The organism is Lactobacillus sp. WILCCON 0149 (assembly GCF_057197965.1).
This window is the reverse complement of sequence record NZ_JBUBHO010000001.1, coordinates 322,824-347,038: the sequence shown is the minus strand read 5'-3', so window position 1 is coordinate 347,038 and position 24,215 is coordinate 322,824. Positions and strand designations below refer to the sequence as shown.

Sequence of the window (24,215 nt, the reverse complement as noted above, 5' to 3'; positions counted from 1 at the left end):
CTTTCATTATAGCAAACAATCTGCTTTTGTCAAAAAAGTTTTTGCCAATTCTCGCAAAAAAACTGTCTCCCTCAGACCGCCTTCTCAGCTCTTATTTCTCAATAATGGTAATCTCGCCGATCCGCATGACTCCTTCGTAAACCTGGACGCTGCTGCCATCATAAAGGTTCTTGTAGCTCCCCTCCGGCAACTTGGTCGGAATCGCCTGCTTCTTGCCGGTCGTGTTAAAAATCCCGATCAGCTGCTCTTCTTCTTCGCCTTCATCCAGGCTGTGAACAGCTTCAAGAACGCCCTTTCTGACCTCTTTAGCCTCATAGCTGCCCTTGGCCATGATTGGCAGCTGCTTGATTTCATGCATCTTCTTTAAGAGACCAGTCAAATCAATATCTCCACTCCAGTCAACCGGGTCCTTGTCAAACAGGGTCACGTGGTGGGCATCCCCCTTTTCTTCCCCATTGTAGACCAGCATGGCCCCCTTCATGAAGTAGATAAAGGCCGTCATTGCCCGCAAAGCCGCCGGATCATCGATCATCCCGTGAGCCCGGACCACGTCATGGTTTTCCAAAAAGTGGGCCTTGACGTAGTTTTCCGGATAGACCCCCTCTTGCCGGTTAAGACCAGCCAGGTAGTCAGTCAAGTCCTTTTGCCCCAAAAGCGCTGCTCTGAGGTCTGGGTAAATGTCATAGTCATAGGTCATGTCAAAAGCCTGGTAGAGCTCAGAATCTGACCCGCCGACTGCTCCCTTGCTTCTCAAAAAGCGGATAAAGTCCGGGGCACCGGATTCAGCCAGCCAAATAGCCCCTGGCCGCACCTTGGCCACTTCTTCTCTGGCATATTTCCAGAAGTCCACCGGCACCATCGGGGCCACGTCACAGCGGAAGCCGTCCACGTACTTGGCCCACATGACCAAAGTCTCCGCCTGATACTGCCACAGGTCCTTATGGCTGTAGTCTAAGTCGATAACGTCGCTCCAGTCGCCCACCTTGTTGCCGAAGCTGCCGTCTTTCTTGTGGTAGAACCAGTCCGGGTGCTCCTTAGCCAAGACTGAGTCTGGTGAAGTGTGGTTGTAGACGCAGTCGATGATGATCTTCATCCCCTTGGCGTGGACGTCGTCACACAGGCGCTTGAAGTCCTCCATGGTCCCGTATTCCGGGTTGATGGCCCGGTAGTCGGAAATCGCGTATGGTGAACCCAGGCTTCCCTTCCGCTTCTCCTTGCCTGACGGCTGGATTGGCAAAAGCCAGATGATGTCCGTCCCCAAATCCTTGATCCGGTCCAAATCCTTCCGGACCCCTTCAAAATTGCCCTCTGGCGAGTAGTTTCTGACAAAAATGCTGTAAATCATTTGCTTGCGCAAGTCGATCTTGGTATCGCTAGCCATTTTTTCCTCCTTGGCCTGTGGCCACTTTTTTCTCACCCTTCTATCTTAGCGGTTTTCCTAAGCGCTTTCACATTTTCCGGCAATGTTACCGGTAACTCTTTTTAAAAAAGCGCCCTAGATTTAGTAGCATGTTTAGCGTTTCCAGCACAAGATCTTGAAAATTTCACCTTGTCCTTACATTGCTGACATGGTATCCTTAACACATCGAATAATATTGACCCTATTTAAGAATATTGTTCGTGTATTGTCTAAAAGTCCAAAGATTAATAAGGAGAATATCTTAACAATGAAGACTAATCGTTACATTGTTGCTTTGGCGGGGGTCATGCTGCATCTGATGATCGGCTCAGTATACGCTTGGAGCGTCTACACTAAGCCAATCGCGGCACAGACCGGCTGGAGCGAATCATCAGTTGCATTTGCCTTTAGTTTGGCCATCTTCTTCCTGGGGATGTCCGCGGCTTTCATGGGCCGCCTGGTTGAAAAATTCGGCCCGACCTTGACCGGGACTGTTTCCGCCATCCTTTACGGGAGCGGGATTGCCTTGACTGGCCTGGCTGTTCAAAGCCAGCAGCTCTGGCTCTTGTACGCTTCATACGGCGTCATCGCTGGTCTGGGCCTGGGTGCCGGCTACGTCACCCCGATCTCAACCATCATCAAGTGGTTCCCGGATAGACGTGGCTTGGCAACTGGCCTGGCCATCATGGGCTTCGGCTTTGCCGCTCTTTTGACCAGCCCAATTGCCCAATTCCTGATGTCCAGCGTTGGCTTGGCGGGTACCTTCTACATCTTGGGGGCCGGCTACTTCCTGGTCATGATCGTTTCTGCCCAGTTCATCAAGCGGCCAAGTGCAAAAGACCTGGCCAACTTCAAGAGCGAAGACAAGAAAGCTGTTTCCTTAACCGGCGGCCTGCAAATGACGGCCAACCAGGCACTGAAGACCAAGACCTTCTACCTGCTTTGGTTCATGTTCTTTATCAGCATCACCTGCGGGATCGCCCTGGTCTCTGCCGCTTCACCGATGGCCCAGGAATTGACTGGGATGAGCGCGGCTACTGCCGCTGTCATGGTCGGCATCATCGGCCTCTTCAACGGCTTTGGCCGCTTGATTTGGGCAACCTTGTCCGACTACATCGGCCGGCCTTTGACCTACAGCTTGATCTTTGTCGTTGACATGGCTATGTTTGTGATCTTGATCTTCACCCACTCACCATTTGTCTTCGCTGTAGCCCTCAGCCTGCTCATGTCCTGCTACGGGGCCGGCTTCTCAGTTATCCCGGCTTACCTGGGCGACATCTTCGGCACTAAAGAGCTCGGCGCCATCCACGGGTCCATCTTGACCGCCTGGGCAGCGGCCGGCATGGTTGGCCCGCTCCTGCTCTCCTTCACCCACGAAGTTTTGCAGAGCTACTACATCACCCTGGCCGCCTTCATCGTCCTGGCTGGTCTGGCTCTTTGCGTCTCCTTCCTGGTTCAGCGTGAATTTGCCAAGCTGACCGACCTGGCTGACGAATTAGATTAATGAATTTTCAAGTTCCTGCTTAGGCGGGAACTTTTTCTTTTCCCCGCGAGCTTTTAGCCAGGCTAGAGGCTATAATATTATAGAAGAGAGATTGATGAGGGGGAAAAACATGATGCTTCCAAGCAAGTTGCGCGACCTGCGCAAGAAGCATGGCTTAAGCCAAAAAGAATTAGCGGAAAAATTAATGACCACGCAAGCTAACGTGGCCAGCTGGGAAAACGGCGACAGCGTGCCCGACATATCTTACATCGCCAAACTGGCGGTTTTATACGACGTGTCAGCTGACTACCTGCTGAAAGACGACAAGCAAGAAGGGCAGACCATCGAACCAGGCGAAGAGATGGACCGGCCAAGCAAGAAGGATGCTGACCCTAAGCGCCTGGGCAGGATCAACAGCATCTACTGGACTATCGTTATCGCCGTCTACCTGCTGGCCAGCATCGCGACCGGCCGCTGGTCTACCAGCTGGGTCCTCTTTATTTTAGGGGGCGCCATCTGGCTCATCGGGGCTGGTTTTCACTGGATCAATTCGACTAAATAATAAAGGAGCTGCTTCTTAACTAGAAGTCAGCTCCTTTTGCTTTCTTATAAATGGTTAAATGACATGATGTAAAAGGTCAGCGGGACTGTCACGACCAGGTACAGGACCGTTGCCAGCAAGTAGGCCAGAATAATATTGACGCCATGTTTGGCAAAAGTCACAGCCAGCAGGTCAATCCCGCAAAGCAGGGCAAAATCAGCAAGCGAAGCCCCAAACTTGGCTTGGCCAAAGTGACTCAACACTAATCCAGCAAGGACAGCGACCACAATACAGATAGTCCACCGCCGGCTGGTCTTGGGCGGATAGGCGCTGATTGCCCGCTCTTTAAGATGCTGCATGTAATTCTTCATCTTTTTCCCCCTAGTAAAAATTAGATTTCTTCTATAAGGTCATTATAGTCTTTTTTTCAAAAGTGGTAACAAAAATCCATAATTTAGCAAATTTCCCCGAACCTGATACAATTAAGGCAAAACACTTCAGAAAGCAGGAAAAGCATGCTGAAAGACGGTATTTACGAACAAATCCTTAACCAAGAGATCCTGGACCAGCTGGAAAAACTTGACCCAGAGACCACGGATTATAAATTGGAAGAACTGGACGCTGATGACTCCCGCCAGCTCTTGACCATCTACCTCTCCCAGGTCATCCGGTCGGGCCTGCACTACCTCCGCGACAGCTTCAAGTCCGGCGAAGACAAAGCTGCCCTCATCGCCCAGATCCGCCTGGCCAACTCCATCGTCGACCAGGTCGCCCAGCATACCGGCGAAGCTGACTATGAGGACCTGCAGATCCTGGAACAAGGCGAAGTCTTGACCTCCATCTACCACAAGCTGACCCAGTCCCAGAAGATTACTCCCATCCGGCCCCAGACTTCCATAGTCGAGAATGCCCTTTTTACCGGCAGCAAAAATGAGCCCAGCATGCTCAGCGAAATCAAGAAGGAAATTGCCTCTTCCGACCAGGTCGACTTGCTTGTTTCCTTTATCAAGTGGTCTGCCATCCGCCCTCTTTTAAAGGACCTGACAGCTTTTTGCCAAAAAGCCGGCCACCAGCTGCGGGTGATCGCTACAACTTATACCCAGGCAACTGACTACAAGGCCATCCTGACCTTGAGCCAGCTGCCCAACACTACAGTCAAGATCAACTACGAGACCGATCACGCCCGCCTGCACGCCAAATCCTACCTTTTTAAAAGAGAGACTGGCTTCTCCACCGCCTACATCGGTTCCTCCAACCTCTCCAGCGCTGCCTTGACCACTGGCTTGGAATGGAATGTCAAGGTCACCGAGCAGGAATCTTTTGACATCGTCAACAAGTTTGCCGTCTCCTTTGAAAGCTACTGGAACGACCCCTCTTTTGAAACTTTTGACCCGGATAAGGAAGACTGCCGGCAAAAACTGCAGACGGAACTGAACCGGCACAAGGAAAATACTTTCCACCTGGAGACCACTATCCGCCCCTACAACTACCAGCAGGAGATCCTGGACCGCCTCCAGGCTGAGCGAGAAGTCTACGGCCATTATAAAAATCTCCTCGTCGCCGCCACCGGGGTGGGGAAAACCGTCATCGCCGCCTTTGACTTCAAGCGCTACTTGGAAAAGCATCCCCACGCGCGTCTGCTCTTCGTTGCCCACCGGCAGGAAATCCTGGAGCAGAGCCTGCAGAAATTTCGCGAGGTCCTCAACGACTTCAACTTCGGTCAATTGCTGGTCGGCCAGTACAAGACTGACGATGTCAGCCAGCTGTTTGTCTCCATCCAGTCCTTTAATTCAGAAAAAATGGCTGACCTGCTCCCAAGCGGCTACTACGACTTCATCATCATCGACGAATTCCACCACGCTGCCGCCAAGTCCTACCAAAAGCTGCTCAGCCACTTCAAGCCCAAGATTCTTCTAGGCCTGACCGCCACCCCCGACCGGATGGACGGGCAGGACATCTTGCAATACTTTGACGGCAACATCGCCGCCGAAATGCTGTTAGGCGAAGCCATCGACCGCCAGCTCCTCTGCCCCTTTCAGTATTTCGGAGTCACCGACAATGTTGACTACTCTAGCATGAAGTGGAGCCGGGGCCAATACGAGGTCAGCGAGCTGGAAAATGTCTATACGGCTAACGACGCCCGGGCCAAGTTGATTTTGCGCAGCCTGGACAAGTACAGCAACAATTTGGAAGACATCAAAGGCCTGGGCTTCTGCGTCAGCGTCAAACACGCCGAATTCATGGCCGCTGCCTTCAACCAGGCCGGCATCCCTTCCGCCGCTTTATCTGGCCAAACTGCCCAGGCTGACCGCCAGCAGGCGAAAGAGGATTTGACCTCCGGCAAGCTCAAGTTTATTTTTGTCGTTGACCTTTATAATGAAGGGGTCGACATCCCGGCCGTCAACACCATCCTCTTTTTGCGGCCAACCCAGAGCCCGACCATTTTTCTCCAGCAACTGGGTCGGGGCCTGCGGCTCAGTCCAGGCAAGGACTGCCTGACGGTTCTGGACTTCATCGGCCAGGCCAACCGCCACTATAACTACGAAGCCAAGTTCAAGGCCTTGACCGGACCAGGCCACGCCCTGCCATATGAAATCAGCGAGGGCTTTCCGCATCTTCCGGCAGCCTGCTATCTGGAGCTTGAACCTGTTGCCAAAAAGTACATCCTGGCCAACCTTGGCCAAAACGCCGCTAATAAAAAGGGATTGACTCAGCGGGTGAAGACTTTTAGCGAAGACACGGGCCTGGAATTAACCTTGAGCAACTTCCTCAAGGCCTATGATATGAGTCTTTACGAATTCTACCATGCCAGCGGATCGCGTTCACTTTTCCGCTTGAAAAAGTGGGCCGGATTAATTACTGACGACCGGGATGTGGAAAACCAGGTCTACCAGAAGTTCAGCAGCTTTTTCCACATCGATTCCAAAAGGCTCCTGGACTACTGGCTGGCTTACCTGGAGACGGCAAAAGAGCCAGCCAGCGAGAATGAACGCTTGATGCTGGGGATGCTTTACTACAGCTTCTACAAGAAAAAGCCGGCCCAAATGGGCTTTAAGGACCTGCATGAAGGGATCGCAAGCTTTTTAAAGGAAGACTTCGTCAAAGAAGAATTAATGGAAGTCCTCCGCTACCGGCTCAGTCAGTTGACCGTCCTGCCCGAAGCTAACGAATACCCCTTCACCTGTCCTTTGGAAGTCCACTGCCACTACAATGTCAACCAGATCATGGCCGCCTTTGACTACTTCAACCAGGACCAGTCCCCGGAATTCCGGGAGGGGGTCAAGTACTTCGCTGATAAAAAGACGGATATCTTCCTTATTAATTTAAACAAGAGTGAAAAAGACTTCTCCCCGTCAACCATGTACGAGGACTACGCCATCAATGCTCAGCTCTTCCACTGGCAGAGCCAGAGCCAGGACCGGCCAGCCAGTCCCAAGATCCAGCGCTATATCCACCAGGGGGAGACCGGCAACATGATTTCCCTTTTTGTCAGAGAGTTTAAAAAGCAGGGAAATTATACGGCTCCTTACACCTTCTTAGGCAACGCGGATTATGTTTCAAGCGAAGGAGACCGGCCGGTTTCCTTTGTCTGGCACCTGCACCAGGCGATCCCGGCCAGTCTTTTAGCCAAGGCCAACAAGGCGATTGCCCTCTAATTGCTTCAGCCGGGGAAAGCATTTTCTGTTATACTAGGTATCAGTTAGGTTTTGCAAAAAAGTATAAAAAAGGAGTAAACATGAAAATTTTAGTTGTAGGTGGTGCCGGCTACATCGGCTCCCATGCTGTAAGACGGCTGGTTGCCGATGGCAACGACGTAGTTGTTTTGGACTCACTGTTCACTGGCCACAAGGAAGCCATTGACCCAAAGGCCAAGTTTTACCAAGTTGACCTTTTGGACACGGAAGCAGTCGCTGACGTCTTGAAGAAGGAAGAGATCGAAGCTGTAATGCACTTTGCGGCTTACTCTTTGGTCGGCGAATCAGTCAAGAAGCCGCTCAAGTACTACAAGAACAACGTATCCGGCATGATCAGCCTGCTGGAGGCCATGGAAGAAACTGGGGTTAAGTACCTGGTCTTCTCATCCAGCGCTGCTACTTACGGCATCCCTGAAAAGCTGCCAATCACCGAAGAAACTCCGCTCAACCCAATCAACCCTTACGGGGAAACCAAGATGATGATGGAAAAGATCATGCACTGGGCTGACAAGGCCAACGGGATCAAGTCCATCGCCCTGCGCTACTTCAACGTGGCTGGTGCTTCCCTGGACGGGTCAATTGGTGAAGACCACCACCCAGAAACCCACTTGATTCCTAACATCATGAAGGCTGCCCTGGCTGGCGGCGGTGACTTTACTATTTTTGGCGACGACTACGACACCAAGGATGGTACTAATGTCCGCGACTACGTGCACGTGGTTGACTTGATCGACGCCCACGTCCTGGCTTTGAAGCACTTGATGGAAACCAACCAAAGCGACGTCTTCAACCTGGGTACGGCCAACGGCTTCTCCAACCTGGAAATCTTGAAAGCAGCCATCAAGGTTACCGGCGTTGACATTCCTTATACTATCGGGCCACGCCGCGGCGGTGACCCGGACTCACTCGTTGCTGACTCAAGCAAGGCCCGGAAGGTGCTGGGCTGGAGTCCGAAGTACGAAAACGTCGACGACATCATCGCCAGCGCTTGGAACTGGCACCAAAAGCATCCTAACGGCTTTAGCAAGTAAGACAAAGAAAAATAGTGGAACTTCCTCAGATGGAAGGTCCACTATTTTTTTGCCTATAATTCGTATTCTTCTAGTACTGCCCCGTATCCACACAAGTAAATCAATCGCTTGATTCCATGTGCGTTGTCACTCTCACCTTTATTCAACTGACGCAGATAATTTGCTAGCAGCTTATATATAAACAACCCTGGATACGCTGGCAGAACATTGATAAACTCGTATGCCTGCTCAAACATTTCTTTTGCAGAGTTGGTAGAGCACATATACATGAAATTAAGACTTGCTTTAGCCAACATCTCAATCCGATCTAAGGGGACCTCTCGCAACTTATTGCAATAGCTCGACAGCAAGACGTCAGTGAAATCTGCTGCTCTTTCAAAGTCAAAATTGGTCATTGCATCCACAAAAAGCGAGATTGCCATATCATCGTTTGTCCAATCATCGAGCCGCAACAATTGTCTAATTACGTTTACAGTCAATTCTTCATCATAGGCAAAACGCTTTTTACCATGTGACCGGTCAAGCAAGATCTCAGCATGCAACTTAGGAATATTTGTTTTACTTGTCCAGTTTATTTCCAACATACGGGCGAGACTGGCACAGTCTTTTTTTAAAAAAGCTTCATCACTATCTAAAGCAGACAGTTCTCCTAGCAATTGGTTAACAAAGCAGCGGGCACTTACCTGCTGCGCAGTAAGGATTTCGAACAGGTCGTCAGCTCTTATTCTTTGATCCCCACTCTCAATTCTGGAATACTGCGTTACAGACATAGTCATACCAGCCATTTGCTTTTGAGATAAGCCCAAATCCAATCTTATCCTTTTCAGCAGTTCACCCACCTTTGTACTGCATCCCATAACTATTCTTACTCTCCACACTAATACACAAAAATATTAAACGGATCCCCGATTATCTACCGCTACTAACTAAGCTTATCTTTCCTTTACTTAATCAGCACCATGCTTTTCAATCCCCAATTTTGGTGCAATCCAATCGAAAATTATTGTGCTGACAATTCCGGCCAGCAGATTTGACAGATAGATGTTTATCGACAACTTCGAAAACAGGTATTCCATAATCACAAAAATGACAACAAAGCTCCCTAACGATTTGGCTTTATCTAAGAATTTGTTCATGCTTAACTCCCACTCGAATCTAATTAATATAATACCAAATAACCGAGGCAATTACGGCAGTTGCTGCATTAGCAGCCCACTTTGGAACATGGTTATTTACAAGAAACTTATAAATTTTCGGTGAAACACTATTTGCTAGACTTCCAAGGAGAAAAGTATTCCAATACTTGCTGAACTTCTTTAGTGAAATCTTTTTAATGACTGCCTTTGGGAGTCTGCCATAAATTTTCTTTGGAAGCTCTTTTTGAATGAATTTCCTGCCATATTTTTTGGCTAGCTTCTTCAACAAGGTACTTTGAACACTTGCGTCCACATGCTCTGTTAATGCAACAGCCTTAGGAATCTCCTGCTGTGGCAGTTCAGAGTTTGCATCTGTTTCGATAATACCAGGTGCTAAATCGACATAAGTTTTCAATTCATCCTTGTCTTGATTTGGTAAAGAATCTGTCTCATCAGAATTGATAACCTCATATGCCTCATAGAAATCATGCTCGTATCGATTATCTTCTGCTTTTACAATTTCTGCTTTTACAATTAAACCAGTAGCCATTTCTTCATAGCTTGAAAACCAAATTCCTGTTAAGACAACGGCAGTAAATACTTTTAACAAACTATTTTTTGGTAATTTCCTCATTTTCTATTATTTTGCCTCCTATTTTTCTATTTATTTTGTATTTTAGCCAAAAAATAAATGCTTGTCTTAAAAATTGCAGATTTGCAAATCCATTTCATTGCTTTTGCTAAAAGTATAACTGTATCTGCACATAAAAAAGCCTTTCATGGCAGAAAGGTTTCTTGCTATATGCTTTATTCCCCCTAAAACAGGGAGCCGCACTTCTCGATCATCTGGAAGAGGTCGGCCCGGTAGTCTGGGTCTTCCTTACGGAGGCTGCTGATGGCTACCCCGAAGTGCTCCTTATAGCCAGTCGAGTTGATGTACTTGCCGTGGCCCAGGTACATGGCGATATGTCCCGGGAAATAAATCAAGTCCCCTGGCCGCAGGTCTTCAAACTCAATCTCATGTACTGGCCAGGCTTCTTTGATTTCCGCGTCCCGCCAGAGCAGGACCCCATTTAGCATGTAGCTCATGAAGACCAGGCCCGAGCAGTCGATCCCCAAGGGACTCTTGCCCGCCCACCGGTACTGGCAGCCTAAATATTCTTTGGCGGTCTCCGTTACCTGCTTTCTGAAGCTTTCTTCATCTGGCTTTCCCTGCAGCAAAAAGTACTCCGGGTCAGCTGACCACAAGAAGTCGTCTTCATCCAAGCGGGGCCCTAAAGCAGTCTTGGATACCCAGCCGCTTCGCCCGTCCAAGAGCTTAACCTTGTAATAGCCGTCTACCAGTTCATCCGTCACATTAAGCAGGCTGCCCTTATAAACCGTCAGCAAAATGTCGGCTGAAACCTTGGGCTCACCCAGGACATCAATGACTGGCCGCCGGACTAGTTTGACCTCCCGCGCCTTGACTTCCTCTAAAGTCACCGGCGTTACCGCAGCCTTTGGCACGTAGCCTTCATAGCCGTAATGGCTGGTCACGTACCAAAAGTCTTCCTTTTTCCCGGTCGCCTTAACGGCCCAGCCGTATAAAAGTTCATCGCTTCTGGATTTGAGGTCGTCTTCTGTCATGAAGACCGCTGGTTGATTGATCAAGCCGTACATTTTGCCTTCCTCCTAACTTAAATCGCTTATTTTTTCCTTCTTTATCCTAATCGTAGATAATCCCGGTCATTTTTGCAAGAGGACAAATTGCCCTATTTCTTAAGATTCCTTTGTCTTATAGACTATTTCCTTAAATTAATTTCACTTTTTACTGGCTTGTGTTAAAATATTTCATGTAACTCAATGGAGGTTTTATGGAAGAAAAGAAAACACAAAGTACTTACAAGCGGTCTTTGACCAATGCGCACATTCAGCTGATTGCCCTGGGGGGAACGATCGGGACTGGCCTCTTTCTTGGGGTCGGCAACAGCATCCAGAAGGCAGGACCGGCAGTCATCCTGATTTATATCATCGTCGGCCTCTTCCTCTTTATCTTGATGCGGGCCCTGGGTGAACTGATCTTATCTGACTTAAAGAAGCACACCTATATCGAGTTTATTGAAAAATATCTCGGCAAGGACATCGGCAAGGTGACTGGTTATCTTTACTGGCTCAGCTGGCTGATCCTGGCCATGGCGGAAACGACGGCCTTAGGCATCTACTTCAAGTCCTGGCTGCCCAACCTGCCGGCCTGGCTGCCCGGAGTGCTCTCAGTCGCGGTCCTGCTCTTGATCAACTTGATCTCTGCCCGCTTCTTCGGGAACCTGGAATTTGCCTTCGCCATCATCAAAATCTTGATGATCGTCGGCTTTGTTATCTTCGCGGCCTTTATGCTGCTGAGCTCAGGCTCAACCAAGTACGGCCAGGCCAGCTTTAGCAACCTGTACGCTGACGGCTTTTTCAATAACGGAGCAGGCGGCTTCCTGCAAGGCTTCCAGATGGTCATCTTTTCCTTCATCGGGGTGGAACTGATCGGGCTGACGGCCGCTGAAGCCAAGGACCCGCACAAGACCATCAGGAGCGCGATCAATGAATTGCCTTTGCGGATCATCCTCTTTTACGTTTTGGCCATTATCGGCATTCTGGTGATCCTGCCTTGGGACAAGGTGTCCACTTCCAGCTCACCATTCGTGCAAGCCTTGATGGGGGCAGGCTTTAAGGGCGCCGGCAACTTGATCAACTTCGTGGTCATCACGGCAGCTATTTCAGCTACCAACAGCTTCCTCTACAGCGCCGGCCGTCTGCTCTTCTCCGTTACTTTAGGCGGGGAAAGCAAGTGGAGCAAGTTCTTCGGCCAGCTCAACCACCGGCAATTGCCAATGAGAGCCCTGGTCTTCTCAGCTTTGATCATCATCTGCGCGCCTTTGATCACCTTGATTATGGGTGACGAAGCTTTCAGCTTCATTTCATCAATCGCGACCAGCATGTTCCTTTTGATCTGGATCATCATGACCATGACTCACCTGCGTTACCGGCAAGTTACGCCAAAGGACCGGCTGCACGAATTCCAAATGCCAGCTTATCCTTACCTTGACTACCTGCTCTTAGCCTTCTTCGGCGCCATGGTTGTCCTGCTTCTCTGTCTTGAGAGCTACCGGGTGCCAATGATCACTGCTTTGATTACCTTCGCTGTCCTATATGGCTTCAGCAAGGCTTTCAACAAGAAAAAAGCAGAAACAAAATAATTAATGAGATACAACAAAAGCTGACCGCAAGGTCAGCTTTTTTATGTGGTGTTTTACTTTTTCAACAAGAAGAGGCCGTTACGCTTAAGCAGCTTATTGACCAGCTTCTTCGACTTCTTAGAAAGCTTATACAGATCAGCATCAATGCCGCTTTCGATCCGGAGCAAGGAATAATGCTTCTTCTCCTTAAAAAGGACATTTACCCCGAGGTAGTGGTCTGTCACGATCAACTTCTTGATGATCTCCAGCAAATCAGCTACAGGCAGCTTGGTCAAATCACGGTCAAGCAAGTCAGGATAAGCTTCTTTAGCCAGATCATGGTCCAGAAAAATGTGTGTCTCATACTGGCTGACCAGCATTAATACCAACAAAAGCATTTTGTCCGCATATGCTTCGCCAATCGTATGCGACCTCAGGCATTCGAATATCTCATCATAATTGTCTGGCGGCTCCATTTTAGGAAAACAATCGATGTAGCAATTCCTTGGTCCTGGATGGCGAAGCTGGTCCACCAGCTTATAAGCCTGCTTTGCTTTCATGGCTATCCCCTCTTTCAAAACTATCTATTCAGTATAACACGGAGATATGTAATCATTGGAGCACAAAAATAAGCCCGGACCAAGTCCGGGCTTATTTCCATTCTATTTCTTTTTGCGAGTAAAGAAGAGCTTGATCGTATCCCAAACTCCCAAAGCCTGCCGCATGTGGTCGGCTGGGACGTACTTACGGATCGCCCGCAGAGTCTTCTTCGGATCCTTGGTAATAAAGATGAACTTGCCATCCTTCTTAGTCCGGATCTCAAAACGGGGAATGTACTTCCCTTTGAAGTGAACATCTGCAACTACATAAGTTACCTGATCCCAAGGAATCTGGATATAGTCTTCAACATTCTTCTCGTTATAGAATTCAAAAGCTTCATCGCCGATCATGACTTTGCCATAGGTAGACATGGCACGGAACCAAGTTCCTTCTACAGCCAGATCAACGGTCTTATTCATTGATTGAGCCATTTGTTAATCTTACATCAAGCCCCATACGTGGAAGAGGATACCAACAACGAAGATCCCCAAGATGATGATGATTGGAGAAACTTTCTTCTTCAAGAGCCACATGCAGAGGAAGGTAAGCAGCAGACCTGCCAAACCTGGGATCAGCATGTTCAAGTTGTCTTGCAGAGTAGTAACCTTGGTCTTAGTCAAGGACAGACCAGCAGCTTGTTGGGTCAAGGCTTCCTTGATACCAGCAGCACCGCTTGGCAGCTTGGTCCAGTCGATGTAGCCACCCTTTTGGATTGGCACTTCTGAAACCTTAACAGTGAAAGTGATGCTTACCCAACGTTCGATCAAGGCGCCCAGGACGAACATACCCATCATGGCAGCCCCACGGGTAACCTTCTTCAGCAAACCACCTGAAAGGTCGGCGCTGATAGCGGCACCAGCCTTGTAACCCAATTCTTGGGTGTACCACAAGAAGGCGATACGGATCAAGTTCCAAAGAACGAAGAAGAGGATTGGCCCAAGGATGTTACCGTTGATGGCCATTGAGGCACCAAGGGCACCGATGATTGGACGAACAGTGTACCAGAAGACTGGGTCACCGACACCGGCCAAAGGCCCCATCATACCAACCTTAACACCTTGGATGGCTTCATCGTCAACTTCAACGCCATTGGCCTTGTCTTCTTCCAAGGCCAGGGTAACACCAATGATTGGTGAAGCCAAGTAAGGGTGAGTGTTAAAGAAGACCAGGTGACGTTGCAAAGCAGCAGCCATGTCTTCCTTCTTTGGGTACAGCTTTCTTAAAGCTGGGATCATACTGTAGACCCAACCACCGTTCTGCATTCTTTCGTAGTTCCATGAACCCTGCAGAAGTTGTGAGTGCCACATAACGTCCCAACGATCACGCTTTGATAAAGTTACTTTCTTTTCAGTCATGATTTATCTCTCCTTTCTGGCTTGATTTCTAATAGTCATCAATGATGTCGCCCAGCGGGTCACCAGTACCAGCTGCGGCAGCATCGCCAGAGCCCTTGCTTACCTTGTCTTCCAGAGCAAGGTACATCAGAGCCAGGGATAAACCAATCGCACCCAAGGCGATCAAAGTCAAGTCCTTAACGCCGGCCAAAGCGAAACCAATGGCGAAGAATGGCCATACTTCACGGCTGGCCATCATGTTGATAACCATAGCGTAACCTACGGCAACAACCATACCACCACCGATGGTCATACCATCTGACAGCCAGGCTGGCATAGCGGCCAAGGCGCTTCTAACAGTTTCAGTAGGGATAGCCAGCAAGCAGGCTGCTGGGATGGCGATACGCAAACCCTGCAGGCTGACAGCGATCCATTGCCATACGTTGATCATGCGCCAGTTGCCTTCTTCGGCGTGCTTGTCCATGATGTGAACGATGGCAGTTGAGATAGTCCGGACCAACATAGTCAGGAACAGACCGGCAACGGCCAAAGTGATGGCCAAACCAGTAGCAGTCCCGATACCCTTGGTACCTTGACCACCCTTGATCAAAATGATGGCTGAGGCAACAGCGGCCAAAGCGGCGTCAGGTGCGACAGCGGCACCGATGTTGGCCCAACCCAAAGCGATCATTTGCAAAGAACCGCCCAGCATAATACCCAAGGTAAGATTGCCAGTAACTAAACCGATTAAAGTACATGCAACCAATGGTTGGTGGAATTCCCATTCATCCAGGATACCTTCCATCCCGGCCAGGAAAGCTACCACAATCACCAGGATGACTTGAATAGCATTTAAGTCCATTTTTAACTCCTTTTCCCACTACTTCTTTTGCTCATCGAGCAGGCTTTGTGCCTTCTTCAGAATTGAATCCATGTTTTCTGGGTTGTCTGAAGGAACCTTGCGGACGTCGAACTTGATGCCCATCTTTTCGAGTTCACGGAAAGTGTCGACGTCAGTCTGGTCCATGGACAGAACGGTGTTGGCGTTAACCTTGCCCTTGCTGTATGACATGGAGCCGACGTTCAAAGTCTTGATGTCTACGCCGTTCTTGATCGTTTGCAAAGCATCTTCTGGGTTTTCAAACAACAAGAAGGCGTGCGTAGTACCAAAACGCGGGTCTTCAGAGATTTCCTTCATCTTCTTCAGCGGAACGGTGTGTGCTACCGTACCAGCTGGAGCAGCTTCACGGATCATGCTCTTGCGCAGGTCATCCTTGGCAACCTTGTCAGAAACCACGATAACCCGGTCTGGGTGAAGTGATGGAATCCAACCAGTTGCAACTTGACCGTGCAACAAACGTGAGTCAATTCTGGCACCAACGATCTTGATGTGACCGTCGCCCAAAACAGTCCCTTCTGGGATTGCTTCCTTAGGCGCGCCAGCTGCGGCTGCAGGTGCAGCTGCCTTTTCTTCTGCAGGCATTAAGCTTTCAGGCTTGGTCTTGATACCATCCTTGGCTGGCTTAATGATTGCAGTTGCGATGTCTTGCGCGGTAGCCTTGTCATTGATCATTCTTTGGGTCAAGGCTTCGACTACCATTGGCAAGTTCAAACCAGAAACGATTGCCCACTTGTCGTGACCGTCGAGCAAACCGTTGGCCTGGTTGAAAGGCGTGCCACCCCACAGGTCGACCAGGAACAAAACTTCTTCCTGGTCTGCAAAAGAAGCAATCGCTTCATTCATCTTACCCTTAATATCATCTGGGCCTTCAGAAGGCTTCAGAATGACATGGGCAAAATTGTCTTGTGGGCCAAAGAGCATTTGCGCGGATTCGGCAATGCCGTCCGCGAAACCGCCATGGCTAGCTAAAACAATTCCTACCATGATATTTCCTCCTCAAAAACTTCGGTACGTTCCTATTATACAATAAAAAGCGCTTACGTGAAGCACTTTCTTGAAACCTTTTTCAACTTTTTTGTTAATTTTATCTCTATAACTGAAAATGCATTACAATAACGCAAAAAGTGGCCTAAAAATTGAATTATTTAGAAAAAATCCCGGATTTAATTAAGGAAGGAAAAATACTTTTTGGAGAAAGAAAAAACGGCTGATCAGCTAAATCAGTCGTTTTCTTTATATATTTGCTGTTATAACGGAGTAGCAGAGATTCGAACTCTGGCGCCAGTTTCCCGACCTACACCCTTAGCAAGGGCGCCTCTTCAGCCACTTGAGTACTACTCCAAGTCATGTATATTAATATTAGCAAACTTTTCCGGGTCCGTCAAACCCTTTTGACAGATTTTTTGTCTCTTTCTGGCTAATTCTTGCTTTTTTATTTTCAAAAGCAGGGTCTCTGCAAATCAATTGAAAGCCAATCTCATTTTTCATTATCTTTAGCTATCCTCTTTCGTTTAGCTTAAAAAATAATTAAGCAAAGCCGTTGCTTAATAAAGCTCTTAATGTTATAGTAGTAAACATGAATTTCGAGTGATCATTCAGTAGCAGCCAGGCTCAGCGCTCAGAAAACCGGTGGTTGATGCGAACCGGACAGGCCTGGAGCAGCGAATTACAGGATCAAGATGCTCGGCCGGTCTAGCCCCGTTACGGCTAAAACGAGTGCAGCATGCTGCAAAGTTGGGTGGTACCGTGCCGATAAGCGCCCCAGCCTGAGTCAACCGACTCGGCTGGGGCTTTTTGTTTTTAAGAAAGGAAAAATATGAAACGATATCAGGCCTTGGTTTCAATCAATAAGTAATACTGGATTTTAACTAAGGAAAAACACATGAACAAACAAATCTCTTTTAAAGAAGCAGTAACTATTCTTATTTTGATGCTGGTCATTCTCGGCTGGGGCGTCATCGGCTTTGGCCTGTCCCCGCAGATCCCGGTCCTGACCGTCATCGCCTTGCTCATCTTCTGGCTGCAGATCCGCGGCTTTGAATGGGAAGAAGTCATGAAGGGGATCAGCCAGGGGATTTCCACGGCCATTGTCCCGATCTTTATCTTCCTTTTAATTGGGACCTTGATTGCTGTCTGGATCCAGGCTGGGATCATTCCATCCTTGATGGTCCTGGGCTTTCACATGATCAGCAGCCATTTCTTCGTTCCATCGGTCTTCCTGGTCTGCTCTTTGGTCGGCCTGGCCATCGGGTCCGGCTTTACGACCGTGTCTACCGTTGGGATCGCCCTCTTCGGGATGGGGAGCACTTTGGGCATCAACCCGGCTTTGACGGCTGGGGCCATCATCTCCGGTGCCGTCTTTGGCGACAAGATGTCTCCTCTGTCTGACTCAACCAACCTGGCTTCCGCGGTAGCTGAAGCCGACCTTTTTGACCATATCAAGAACATGATGTGGTCAACCATTCCTGCTTTTATCGGCTCTTTGCTCTTTTTCTTCTTCCTGGGCCAGAGCAATAAGGCAACTTCCTTAGCCGGCATCGCGGCTGTAGAAAGCAGCCTCCGCCAGCACTTCTCAGTCTCCTTCTGGGCAGCTTTGCCGATCATCTTGATGTTTGCCTGTGCGTGGAAAAAGGTGCCAGCCATTCAAACTCTTTTTGCCAACATCTTCTTGTCTGTTGCCATGATTTTCATCCAACATCCGGGCTTCAAGATGCAAAAGCTGGCTACCTTGATTGAATCCGGCTACGTTTCAAATTCCGGCAACAAGACCGTTGACGCCCTCTTGACCCGGGGCGGGATCTCCAGCATGATGGGGACTGTTTCCTTGATTATCATGACCCTGGCCCTGGGCGGGATCTTGATGCACCTGGGCATCATCGACAGCGCCATGAAGCCTTTGGTTGAACGCTTGAAGAAGCCAGGCTGGCTGATTTTGACGACGATCATGGCCGGGATCGGGATCAACCTCTTCGTCGGTGAACAATACTTGTCAGTTATCCTGCCGGCCAACGCCTTTAAGCCAGCTTACAAGCGGATCGGCCTTGATCCCCTGGCCCTCAGCCGGGTCTTGGAAGACGGGGGCAGCGTCATCAACTACTTGATCCCTTGGGGGGTGGCTGGTTCCTTCGTCGCCTCTGCTTTAGGCGTACCAGTCTTGGACTTCCTCCCCTTCACCATGTTCAGCCTCTTGTCACCAGTCTTCTCCATTCTCAGTGGTTTTACCGGTATTGGCTTGAAGTGGAAGAAGGCAAGTAAATAGAATATCAGAATAATAGCAGTTTAGTGTTGAATAACTACCAAGCAGAGTAGTTGTTCAACACTTTTTCTTTGATAGTCCTCAACGCAAAAAGGAAAACAGCCTTCTGCAGACATTAACCAGCAGAAGGCTATATTGTTCATATCAATAAAAAAATCAACTCCATATGCATGTGTCACAAGTTAAATAAGGCATCTAGCATATAAGTTGATCTAGTAGGTATTATAGCACAAAAACCAAGAAAAACAAAAAGAGCCAGACTTCCGTCTGACTCTTGATTCGCGCGGCAGCTTCCTATCCTCGCAGGCAGTTTCCCACCAACTACTTTCGGCGTTAAGAAGCTTAACTGCTGTGTTCGGCATGGGAACAGGTGTATCCTTCTTGCCATTGCCACCGCACTCTTGCTTGAGCTTGCACGCTCAAAACTGAATATCTCTTTCCAAGTCAAAACCTTCATTGCTTTGCTCTTTTGGTCAAGTCCTCGACTGATTAGTACCGGTCCGCTCCAAAGCTCACGCTTCTTCCACTCCCGGCCTATCTACCTCATCGTCTCTGAGGTGTCTTACTTTCTTGAAGAAATGGGAAATCTCATCTTGAGGGGGGCTTCGCACTTAGATGCTTTCAGCGCTTATCCCGTCCGCACATAGCTACCCAGCGATGCCTTTGGCAAGACAACTGGTACACCAGCGGTGCGTCCATCCCGGTCCTCTCGTACTAAGGACAGCTCCTCTCAAATTTCCTGCGCCCACGACGGATAGGGACCGAACTGTCTCACGACGTTCTGAACCCAGCTCGCGTGCCGCTTTAATGGGCGAACAGCCCAACCCTTGGGACCGACTTCAGCCCCAGGATGCGACGAGCCGACATCGAGGTGCCAAACCTCCCCGTCGATGTGAACTCTTGGGGGAGATAAGCCTGTTATCCCCAGGGTAGCTTTTATCCGTTGAGTGATGGCCCTTCCATGCGGTACCACCAGATCACTAAGCCCTACTTTCGTACCTGCTCGAGCTGTCTCTCTCGCAGTCAAGCTCCCTTTTACCTTTACACTCTGCGAATGATTTCCAACCATTCTGAGGGAACCTTTGGGCGCCTCCGTTACACTTTAGGAGGCGACCGCCCCAGTCAAACTGCCCGTCAAACACTGTCCTCGGTCTGGATCACAGGCCTGAGTTAGAGCATCCGTCAAGCAAGGGTAGTATCCCAACAGCGCCTCAGATAAGACTGGCGTCCTATCTTCTCCGGCTCCTACCTATCCTGTACATGCTTGACAGATACCCAATATTAAACTGCAGTAAAGCTCCATGGGGTCTTTCCGTCCTGTCGCGGGTAACCCGCATCTTCACGGGTATTATAATTTCACCGAGTCTCTCGTTGAGACAGTGCCCAAATCATTACACCTTTCGTGCAGGTCGGAACTTACCCGACAAGGAATTTCGCTACCTTAGGACCGTTATAGTTACGGCCGCCGTTTACTGGGGCTTCAATTCAAACCTTCGCTTGCGCTAAGCTCTCCTCTTAACCTTCCAGCACCGGGCAGGTGTCAGCACCTATACTTCATCTTACGATTTTGCAGATGCCTGTGTTTTTGATAAACAGTTGCTTGGGCCTTTTCACTGCGGCTGATCTTGCGACCAGCGCCCCTTCTCCCGAAGTTACGGGGCCATTTTGCCGAGTTCCTTAACGAGAGTTCTCTCGCTCACCTGAGGATACTCTCCTCGACTACCTGTGTCGGTTTGCGGTACGGGTGCACCGTCTCTGGCTAGAAGCTTTTCTCGGCAGTGTGACGTCGCAGCCTTCGCTACTTTAATTTCGCTCCTCATCACGCCTTGTCCTTATGAGAGCAAGCATTTGACTCGCTCTCAGACTTGACGCTTGAACGTGGTATCCAGCACCACGCGCTGCTAGCCTCCTGCGTCCCTCCATCGCTCATAACGATTCGGTGCAGTACAGGAATCTCAACCTGTTGTCCATCGACTACGCCTCTCGGCCTCGCCTTAGGTCCCGACTTACCCTGGGCGGACGAGCCTGCCCCAGGAAACCTTAGTCTTGCGGCGGACAGGATTCTCACCTGTCTTTCGTTACTCATACCGGCATTCTCACTTCTAGAAGCTCCACATGTCCTCTCGGTCATGCTTCACCGCCGCTAGAACGCTCTCCTACCACGTGCATAATGCACATCCACAGTTTCGGTATCATGCTTAGCCCCGGTAAATTTTCGGCGCGGCGTCACTCGACTAGTGAGCTATTACGCACTCTTTGAATGATGGCTGCTTCTGAGCCAACGTCCTAGTTGTCTGCGCAACTCCACATCCTTTTCCACTTAGCATGAATTTTGGGACCTTAACTGGTGATCTGGGCTGTTTCCCTTTCGACTACGGATCTTATCACTCGCAGTCTGACTCCCGCACATAAATGTCTGGAATTCGCAGTTTATCTGAATTCAGTAACCCTTGACGGGCCCCTAGTCCAAACAGAGCTCTACCTCCAGCATCCTCTTTGCGAGGCTAGCCCTAAAGCTATTTCGGAGAGAACCAGCTATCTCCAAGTTCGTTTGGAATTTCACCGCTACCCACAACTCATCCCCGCAATTTTCAACTTACGTGGGTTCGGTCCTCCAGCGCGTTTTACCGCGCCTTCAACCTGGTCATGGGTAGGTCACTTGGTTTCGGGTCTGCGTCAGCCAACTGCTCGCCCTCTTCAGACTCGCTTTCGCTGCGGCTCCGTCTTTTCTGACTTAACCTTGCTGACTAACGCAACTCGCCGGTTCATTCTACAAAAGGCACGCCATTACCCGTTAACGGGCTTTGACTACTTGTAGGCACACGGTTTCAGGTTCTCTTTCACTCCCCTCCCGGGGTTCTTTTCACCTTTCCCTCACGGTACTGGTTCACTATCGGTCACTGGTTAGTATTTAGCCTTGCGAGATGGTCCTCGCGGATTCAAACGGGATTTCACGTGTCCCGCCCTACTCAGGATACTGATAGGCCTTCTTTGGATTTCGCTTACGGGGCTCTCACCCTCTCTGGCGCGTCTTCCCAAACGCTTCTGCTATCCTCTGAAGTGCCACGACTCAGTCCTACAACCCCGGCAGATAAATCTGCCGGTTTGGGCTCTTTCCTGTTCGCTCGCCGCTACTTGGGAAATCGATATTTCTTTCTCTTCCTGCAGCTACTTAGATGTTTCAGTTCACTGCGTGTTCCTTTCTTGTGCTATGTATTCACACAAGAATAGCATGTCTGCACATGCTGGGTTCCCCCATTCGGAGACCTCCGGATCAAAGCCTACTTACGGCTCCCCGAAGACTTTCGCGGTTAGTCGCGTCCTTCATCGGCTTCCAGTGCCAAGGCATTCACCGTGCGCCCTTCTTCACTTGACCTTGCAAGTTTGTTCTTTCGAACTCTCTCGGTCGCTTTGCAATGTTTTCATTGATCTCAATGATTCTCGGTTTTTTCTTGGAATTAAGATATTCAGTTTTCAACGTACAAGTGAGAGTTGATACTCTCAAAACTGAACAAAGTTTCTTTGCAGTGTGCTTCCGTAACTCACAATCGTCTATTAGTGTTGCCACTCTCTGATTGTGTGTCTTTCCTTAGAAAGGAGGTGATCCAGCCGCAGGTTCTCCTACGGCTACCTTGTTACGACTTCACCCCAGTCATCTGCCCTGCCTTAGGCGGCTGACTCCAAAATGGTTATCCCACCGACTTTGGGCATTGCAGACTTCCATGGTGTGACGGGCGGTGTGTACAAGGCCCGGGAACGTATTCACCGCGGCGTGCTGATCCGCGATTACTAGCGATTCCAGCTTCGTGCAGGCGAGTTGCAGCCTGCAGTCCGAACTGAGAACAGCTTTAAGAGATCCGCTTGCCTTCACAGGTTCGCTTCTCGTTGTACTGCCCATTGTAGCACGTGTGTAGCCCAGGTCATAAGGGGCATGATGACTTGACGTCATCCCCACCTTCCTCCGGTTTGTCACCGGCAGTCTCTTTAGAGTGCCCAACTTAATGATGGCAACTAAAGACAAGGGTTGCGCTCGTTGCGGGACTTAACCCAACATCTCACGACACGAGCTGACGACAGCCATGCACCACCTGTCACTGTGTCCCCGAAGGGAAAGACTTATCTCTAAGTTTTGCGCAGGATGTCAAGACCTGGTAAGGTTCTTCGCGTTGCTTCGAATTAAACCACATGCTCCACCGCTTGTGCGGGCCCCCGTCAATTCCTTTGAGTTTCAACCTTGCGGTCGTACTCCCCAGGCGGAGCGCTTAATGCGTTTGCTACGGCACTGAGAACCGGAAAGTCCCCAACACCTAGCGCTCATCGTTTACGGCATGGACTACCAGGGTATCTAATCCTGTTCGCTACCCATGCTTTCGAGCCTCAGCGTCAGTTGCAGACCAGAGAGCCGCCTTCGCCACTGGTGTTCTTCCATATATCTACGCATTCCACCGCTACACATGGAGTTCCACTCTCCTCTTCTGCACTCAAGAATGACAGTTTCCGATGCAGTTCCACGGTTGAGCCGTGGGCTTTCACATCAGACTTATCATTCCGCCTGCGCTCGCTTTACGCCCAATAAATCCGGACAACGCTTGCCACCTACGTATTACCGCGGCTGCTGGCACGTAGTTAGCCGTGACTTTCTGGTTGATTACCGTCAAATAAAGACCAGTTACTGCCTCTATCCTTCTTCACCAACAACAGAGCTTTACGATCCGAAAACCTTCTTCACTCACGCGGCGTTGCTCCATCAGACTTGCGTCCATTGTGGAAGATTCCCTACTGCTGCCTCCCGTAGGAGTTTGGGCCGTGTCTCAGTCCCAATGTGGCCGATCAGTCTCTCAACTCGGCTACGCATCATTGCCTTGGTAGGCCTTTACCCCACCAACTAGCTAATGCGCCGCGGGCTCATCCTAAAGTGACAGCTTGCGCCGCCTTTCAAACTTGAATCATGCGATTCATGTTGTTATCCGGTATTAGCACCTGTTTCCAAGTGGTATCCCAGTCTTTAGGGCAGATTGCCCACGTGTTACTCACCCATCCGCCGCTAGCGTCCAACAAATCATCCCGAAGGAATCTTTGAATTCAGCTCGCTCGACTTGCATGTATTAGGCACGCCGCCAGCGTTCGTCCTGAGCCAGGATCAAACTCTCAATTTGAAAATTGAGCCTTTTTAATCTGCTCCAGATTATTTGCTTGCGAATTGACTTCGCTTATTTGTTTGGATCAAACAATGTTTGACCCGCACACTGCGAAACTTTGTTCAGTTTTCAAAGTACCAACTTGCGTCAAGTGACGCAACGTTTTATATCTTACTCGCTTGTTTGATTCTTGTCAACAAGTTTTCGATATTTTCTTTTTCGTGCCTCCGTGAGAACTTCCTGTCTCACGCGGCAACAAATATTAGTATACTCGTTATTTTTGAAAGGTCAAATTAACCTTTTCATCCGGTTTACGTGAGGAACAGCAGGTGGTGTTGTAATATTTAACCTTGTCAGTCCCGCCTCTTTTATTCTGCTTTATCTTTCTTTTTAATTCCTCAATGAATTCTTTGTTCGCTTTTTGCTTTTTTTACCGGGAAAAATATTTTTATCTTTTCTATTTTTCTTTTTTAGCTTCTCTTTTCTCTTTTAACTGTT

At 49.3% G+C, this 24,215-nt stretch carries 17 protein-coding genes, 1 tRNA gene and 3 rRNA genes; 6 read left to right on the top strand and 15 right to left on the bottom strand.

The genetic code is table 11. The features are described from left to right. Positions 1-91: 91 nt before the first annotated feature. On the bottom strand, positions 92-1,381 hold the full coding sequence (locus ACYVUV_RS01725; protein WP_439775528.1) for an alpha-amylase family glycosyl hydrolase: 1,290 nt from the start codon (positions 1,379-1,381) through the stop codon (positions 92-94). A 286-nt stretch (positions 1,382-1,667) separates the two neighbouring features. Here ACYVUV_RS01725 and ACYVUV_RS01720 point away from each other — a divergent pair, with 286 nt between their 5' ends. Further along, complete coding sequence (locus tag ACYVUV_RS01720) at positions 1,668-2,903, top strand: L-lactate MFS transporter (protein ID WP_439775529.1); 1,236 nt, start codon at positions 1,668-1,670, stop codon at positions 2,901-2,903. Positions 2,904-3,012: 109 nt separating this feature from the next. Continuing rightward, complete coding sequence (locus ACYVUV_RS01715; protein WP_439775530.1) at positions 3,013-3,444, top strand: helix-turn-helix domain-containing protein; 432 nt, start codon at positions 3,013-3,015, stop codon at positions 3,442-3,444. A 44-nt stretch (positions 3,445-3,488) separates the two neighbouring features. On the opposite strand, the gene ACYVUV_RS01710 is transcribed toward ACYVUV_RS01715, so the two are convergent. Then, positions 3,489-3,794 carry a hypothetical protein gene (locus ACYVUV_RS01710; RefSeq protein WP_439775531.1) on the bottom strand — a complete coding sequence of 102 codons (306 nt, stop codon included), beginning with the start codon at positions 3,792-3,794 and terminating at the stop codon, positions 3,489-3,491. A 144-nt stretch (positions 3,795-3,938) separates the two neighbouring features. Between ACYVUV_RS01710 and ACYVUV_RS01705 the strand changes: the two genes are divergently transcribed. Then, positions 3,939-7,079 carry a DUF3427 domain-containing protein gene (locus ACYVUV_RS01705; RefSeq protein WP_484498924.1) on the top strand — a complete coding sequence of 1,047 codons (3,141 nt, stop codon included), beginning with the start codon at positions 3,939-3,941 and terminating at the stop codon, positions 7,077-7,079. Positions 7,080-7,159: 80 nt separating this feature from the next. Continuing rightward, complete coding sequence (gene galE / locus ACYVUV_RS01700; protein ID WP_439775113.1) at positions 7,160-8,149, top strand: UDP-glucose 4-epimerase GalE; 990 nt, start codon at positions 7,160-7,162, stop codon at positions 8,147-8,149. A gap of 53 nt (positions 8,150-8,202) precedes the next feature. Here the strand turns inward: galE and ACYVUV_RS01695 are convergent, their stop codons facing one another. The 4 genes from ACYVUV_RS01695 to ACYVUV_RS01680 form a co-directional block, all read right to left on the bottom strand. Next, positions 8,203-8,988, bottom strand: a complete 786-nt coding sequence (locus ACYVUV_RS01695) for a helix-turn-helix domain-containing protein (RefSeq protein WP_439775112.1) — start codon at positions 8,986-8,988, stop codon at positions 8,203-8,205. Positions 8,989-9,096: 108 nt separating this feature from the next. After that, positions 9,097-9,285, bottom strand: coding sequence for a hypothetical protein (locus tag ACYVUV_RS01690; RefSeq protein WP_439775111.1), 189 nt, complete (start codon positions 9,283-9,285; stop codon positions 9,097-9,099). A 19-nt stretch (positions 9,286-9,304) separates the two neighbouring features. Beyond that, positions 9,305-9,919 (bottom strand): hypothetical protein, encoded by a 615-nt coding sequence (locus tag ACYVUV_RS01685; protein ID WP_439775110.1) that lies wholly within the window; start codon positions 9,917-9,919, stop codon positions 9,305-9,307. A 182-nt stretch (positions 9,920-10,101) separates the two neighbouring features. Next, complete coding sequence (locus ACYVUV_RS01680; protein ID WP_439775109.1) at positions 10,102-10,944, bottom strand: NlpC/P60 family protein; 843 nt, start codon at positions 10,942-10,944, stop codon at positions 10,102-10,104. Between the two features lie 194 nt (positions 10,945-11,138). On the opposite strand from ACYVUV_RS01680, the gene ACYVUV_RS01675 reads away from it, so the two are divergent. Then, positions 11,139-12,509, top strand: a complete 1,371-nt coding sequence (locus ACYVUV_RS01675) for an amino acid permease (protein ID WP_439775108.1) — start codon at positions 11,139-11,141, stop codon at positions 12,507-12,509. A 53-nt stretch (positions 12,510-12,562) separates the two neighbouring features. Here ACYVUV_RS01675 and ACYVUV_RS01670 read toward each other — a convergent pair whose 3' ends face one another. The 6 genes from ACYVUV_RS01670 to ACYVUV_RS01645 all read right to left on the bottom strand — a co-directional run bounded on the left by ACYVUV_RS01670 (position 12,563) and on the right by ACYVUV_RS01645 (position 16,664). Then, positions 12,563-13,048 carry a hypothetical protein gene (locus ACYVUV_RS01670; RefSeq protein ID WP_484498923.1) on the bottom strand — a complete coding sequence of 162 codons (486 nt, stop codon included), beginning with the start codon at positions 13,046-13,048 and terminating at the stop codon, positions 12,563-12,565. 102 nt (positions 13,049-13,150) lie between these two features. Further along, positions 13,151-13,519 (bottom strand): DUF956 family protein, encoded by a 369-nt coding sequence (locus ACYVUV_RS01665; protein ID WP_439775106.1) that lies wholly within the window; start codon positions 13,517-13,519, stop codon positions 13,151-13,153. A 9-nt stretch (positions 13,520-13,528) separates the two neighbouring features. After that, entirely contained in the window at positions 13,529-14,443 is a 915-nt protein-coding gene (locus ACYVUV_RS01660; RefSeq protein WP_484498922.1) for a PTS system mannose/fructose/sorbose family transporter subunit IID, read from the bottom strand. A gap of 28 nt (positions 14,444-14,471) precedes the next feature. After that, positions 14,472-15,284 (bottom strand): PTS mannose/fructose/sorbose transporter subunit IIC, encoded by an 813-nt coding sequence (locus tag ACYVUV_RS01655; RefSeq protein WP_439774806.1) that lies wholly within the window; start codon positions 15,282-15,284, stop codon positions 14,472-14,474. An 18-nt stretch (positions 15,285-15,302) separates the two neighbouring features. Then, complete coding sequence (locus ACYVUV_RS01650; RefSeq protein WP_439774807.1) at positions 15,303-16,307, bottom strand: PTS sugar transporter subunit IIB; 1,005 nt, start codon at positions 16,305-16,307, stop codon at positions 15,303-15,305. Positions 16,308-16,576: 269 nt separating this feature from the next. Continuing rightward, positions 16,577-16,664, bottom strand: a tRNA-Ser gene (locus ACYVUV_RS01645). Positions 16,665-17,205: 541 nt separating this feature from the next. Here ACYVUV_RS01645 and nhaC point away from each other — a divergent pair. Then, entirely contained in the window at positions 17,206-18,582 is a 1,377-nt protein-coding gene (nhaC, locus tag ACYVUV_RS01640; RefSeq protein ID WP_484498921.1) for a Na+/H+ antiporter NhaC, read from the top strand. Positions 18,583-18,860: 278 nt separating this feature from the next. On the opposite strand, the gene rrf is transcribed toward nhaC, so the two are convergent. From rrf to ACYVUV_RS01625, 3 genes are all read right to left on the bottom strand, one after another. After that, a 5S ribosomal RNA gene (gene rrf, locus ACYVUV_RS01635) occupies positions 18,861-18,977 on the bottom strand. 71 nt (positions 18,978-19,048) lie between these two features. Further along, a 23S ribosomal RNA gene (locus ACYVUV_RS01630) occupies positions 19,049-21,955 on the bottom strand. A gap of 217 nt (positions 21,956-22,172) precedes the next feature. Beyond that, positions 22,173-23,735 (bottom strand): 16S ribosomal RNA (locus ACYVUV_RS01625). The 16S, 23S and 5S rRNA genes sit together here, the layout of an rRNA operon. Between the last annotated feature and the right edge of the window lie 480 nt (positions 23,736-24,215).

What these genes read in the sequence shown, in the direction of transcription:
- ACYVUV_RS01675 (WP_439775108.1), top strand. Translation starts at nt 11,139, where the DNA reads ATGGAAGAAAAGAAAACACAAAGTACTTACAAGCGGTCTTTGACCAAT.
- ACYVUV_RS01660 (WP_484498922.1), bottom strand. Translation starts at nt 14,443, where the DNA reads ATGACTGAAAAGAAAGTAACTTTATCAAAGCGTGATCGTTGGGACGTT.
- ACYVUV_RS01705 (WP_484498924.1), top strand. Translation starts at nt 3,939, where the DNA reads ATGCTGAAAGACGGTATTTACGAACAAATCCTTAACCAAGAGATCCTG.
- ACYVUV_RS01715 (WP_439775530.1), top strand. Translation starts at nt 3,013, where the DNA reads ATGATGCTTCCAAGCAAGTTGCGCGACCTGCGCAAGAAGCATGGCTTA.
- galE (WP_439775113.1), top strand. Translation starts at nt 7,160, where the DNA reads ATGAAAATTTTAGTTGTAGGTGGTGCCGGCTACATCGGCTCCCATGCT.
- ACYVUV_RS01710 (WP_439775531.1), bottom strand. Translation starts at nt 3,794, where the DNA reads ATGAAGAATTACATGCAGCATCTTAAAGAGCGGGCAATCAGCGCCTAT.
- ACYVUV_RS01655 (WP_439774806.1), bottom strand. Translation starts at nt 15,284, where the DNA reads ATGGACTTAAATGCTATTCAAGTCATCCTGGTGATTGTGGTAGCTTTC.
- ACYVUV_RS01665 (WP_439775106.1), bottom strand. Translation starts at nt 13,519, where the DNA reads ATGGCTCAATCAATGAATAAGACCGTTGATCTGGCTGTAGAAGGAACT.
- ACYVUV_RS01690 (WP_439775111.1), bottom strand. Translation starts at nt 9,285, where the DNA reads ATGAACAAATTCTTAGATAAAGCCAAATCGTTAGGGAGCTTTGTTGTC.
- nhaC (WP_484498921.1), top strand. Translation starts at nt 17,206, where the DNA reads ATGAACAAACAAATCTCTTTTAAAGAAGCAGTAACTATTCTTATTTTG.
- ACYVUV_RS01720 (WP_439775529.1), top strand. Translation starts at nt 1,668, where the DNA reads ATGAAGACTAATCGTTACATTGTTGCTTTGGCGGGGGTCATGCTGCAT.
- ACYVUV_RS01680 (WP_439775109.1), bottom strand. Translation starts at nt 10,944, where the DNA reads ATGTACGGCTTGATCAATCAACCAGCGGTCTTCATGACAGAAGACGAC.
- ACYVUV_RS01725 (WP_439775528.1), bottom strand. Translation starts at nt 1,381, where the DNA reads ATGGCTAGCGATACCAAGATCGACTTGCGCAAGCAAATGATTTACAGC.
- ACYVUV_RS01670 (WP_484498923.1), bottom strand. Translation starts at nt 13,048, where the DNA reads ATGAAAGCAAAGCAGGCTTATAAGCTGGTGGACCAGCTTCGCCATCCA.
- ACYVUV_RS01650 (WP_439774807.1), bottom strand. Translation starts at nt 16,307, where the DNA reads ATGGTAGGAATTGTTTTAGCTAGCCATGGCGGTTTCGCGGACGGCATT.
- ACYVUV_RS01685 (WP_439775110.1), bottom strand. Translation starts at nt 9,919, where the DNA reads ATGAGGAAATTACCAAAAAATAGTTTGTTAAAAGTATTTACTGCCGTT.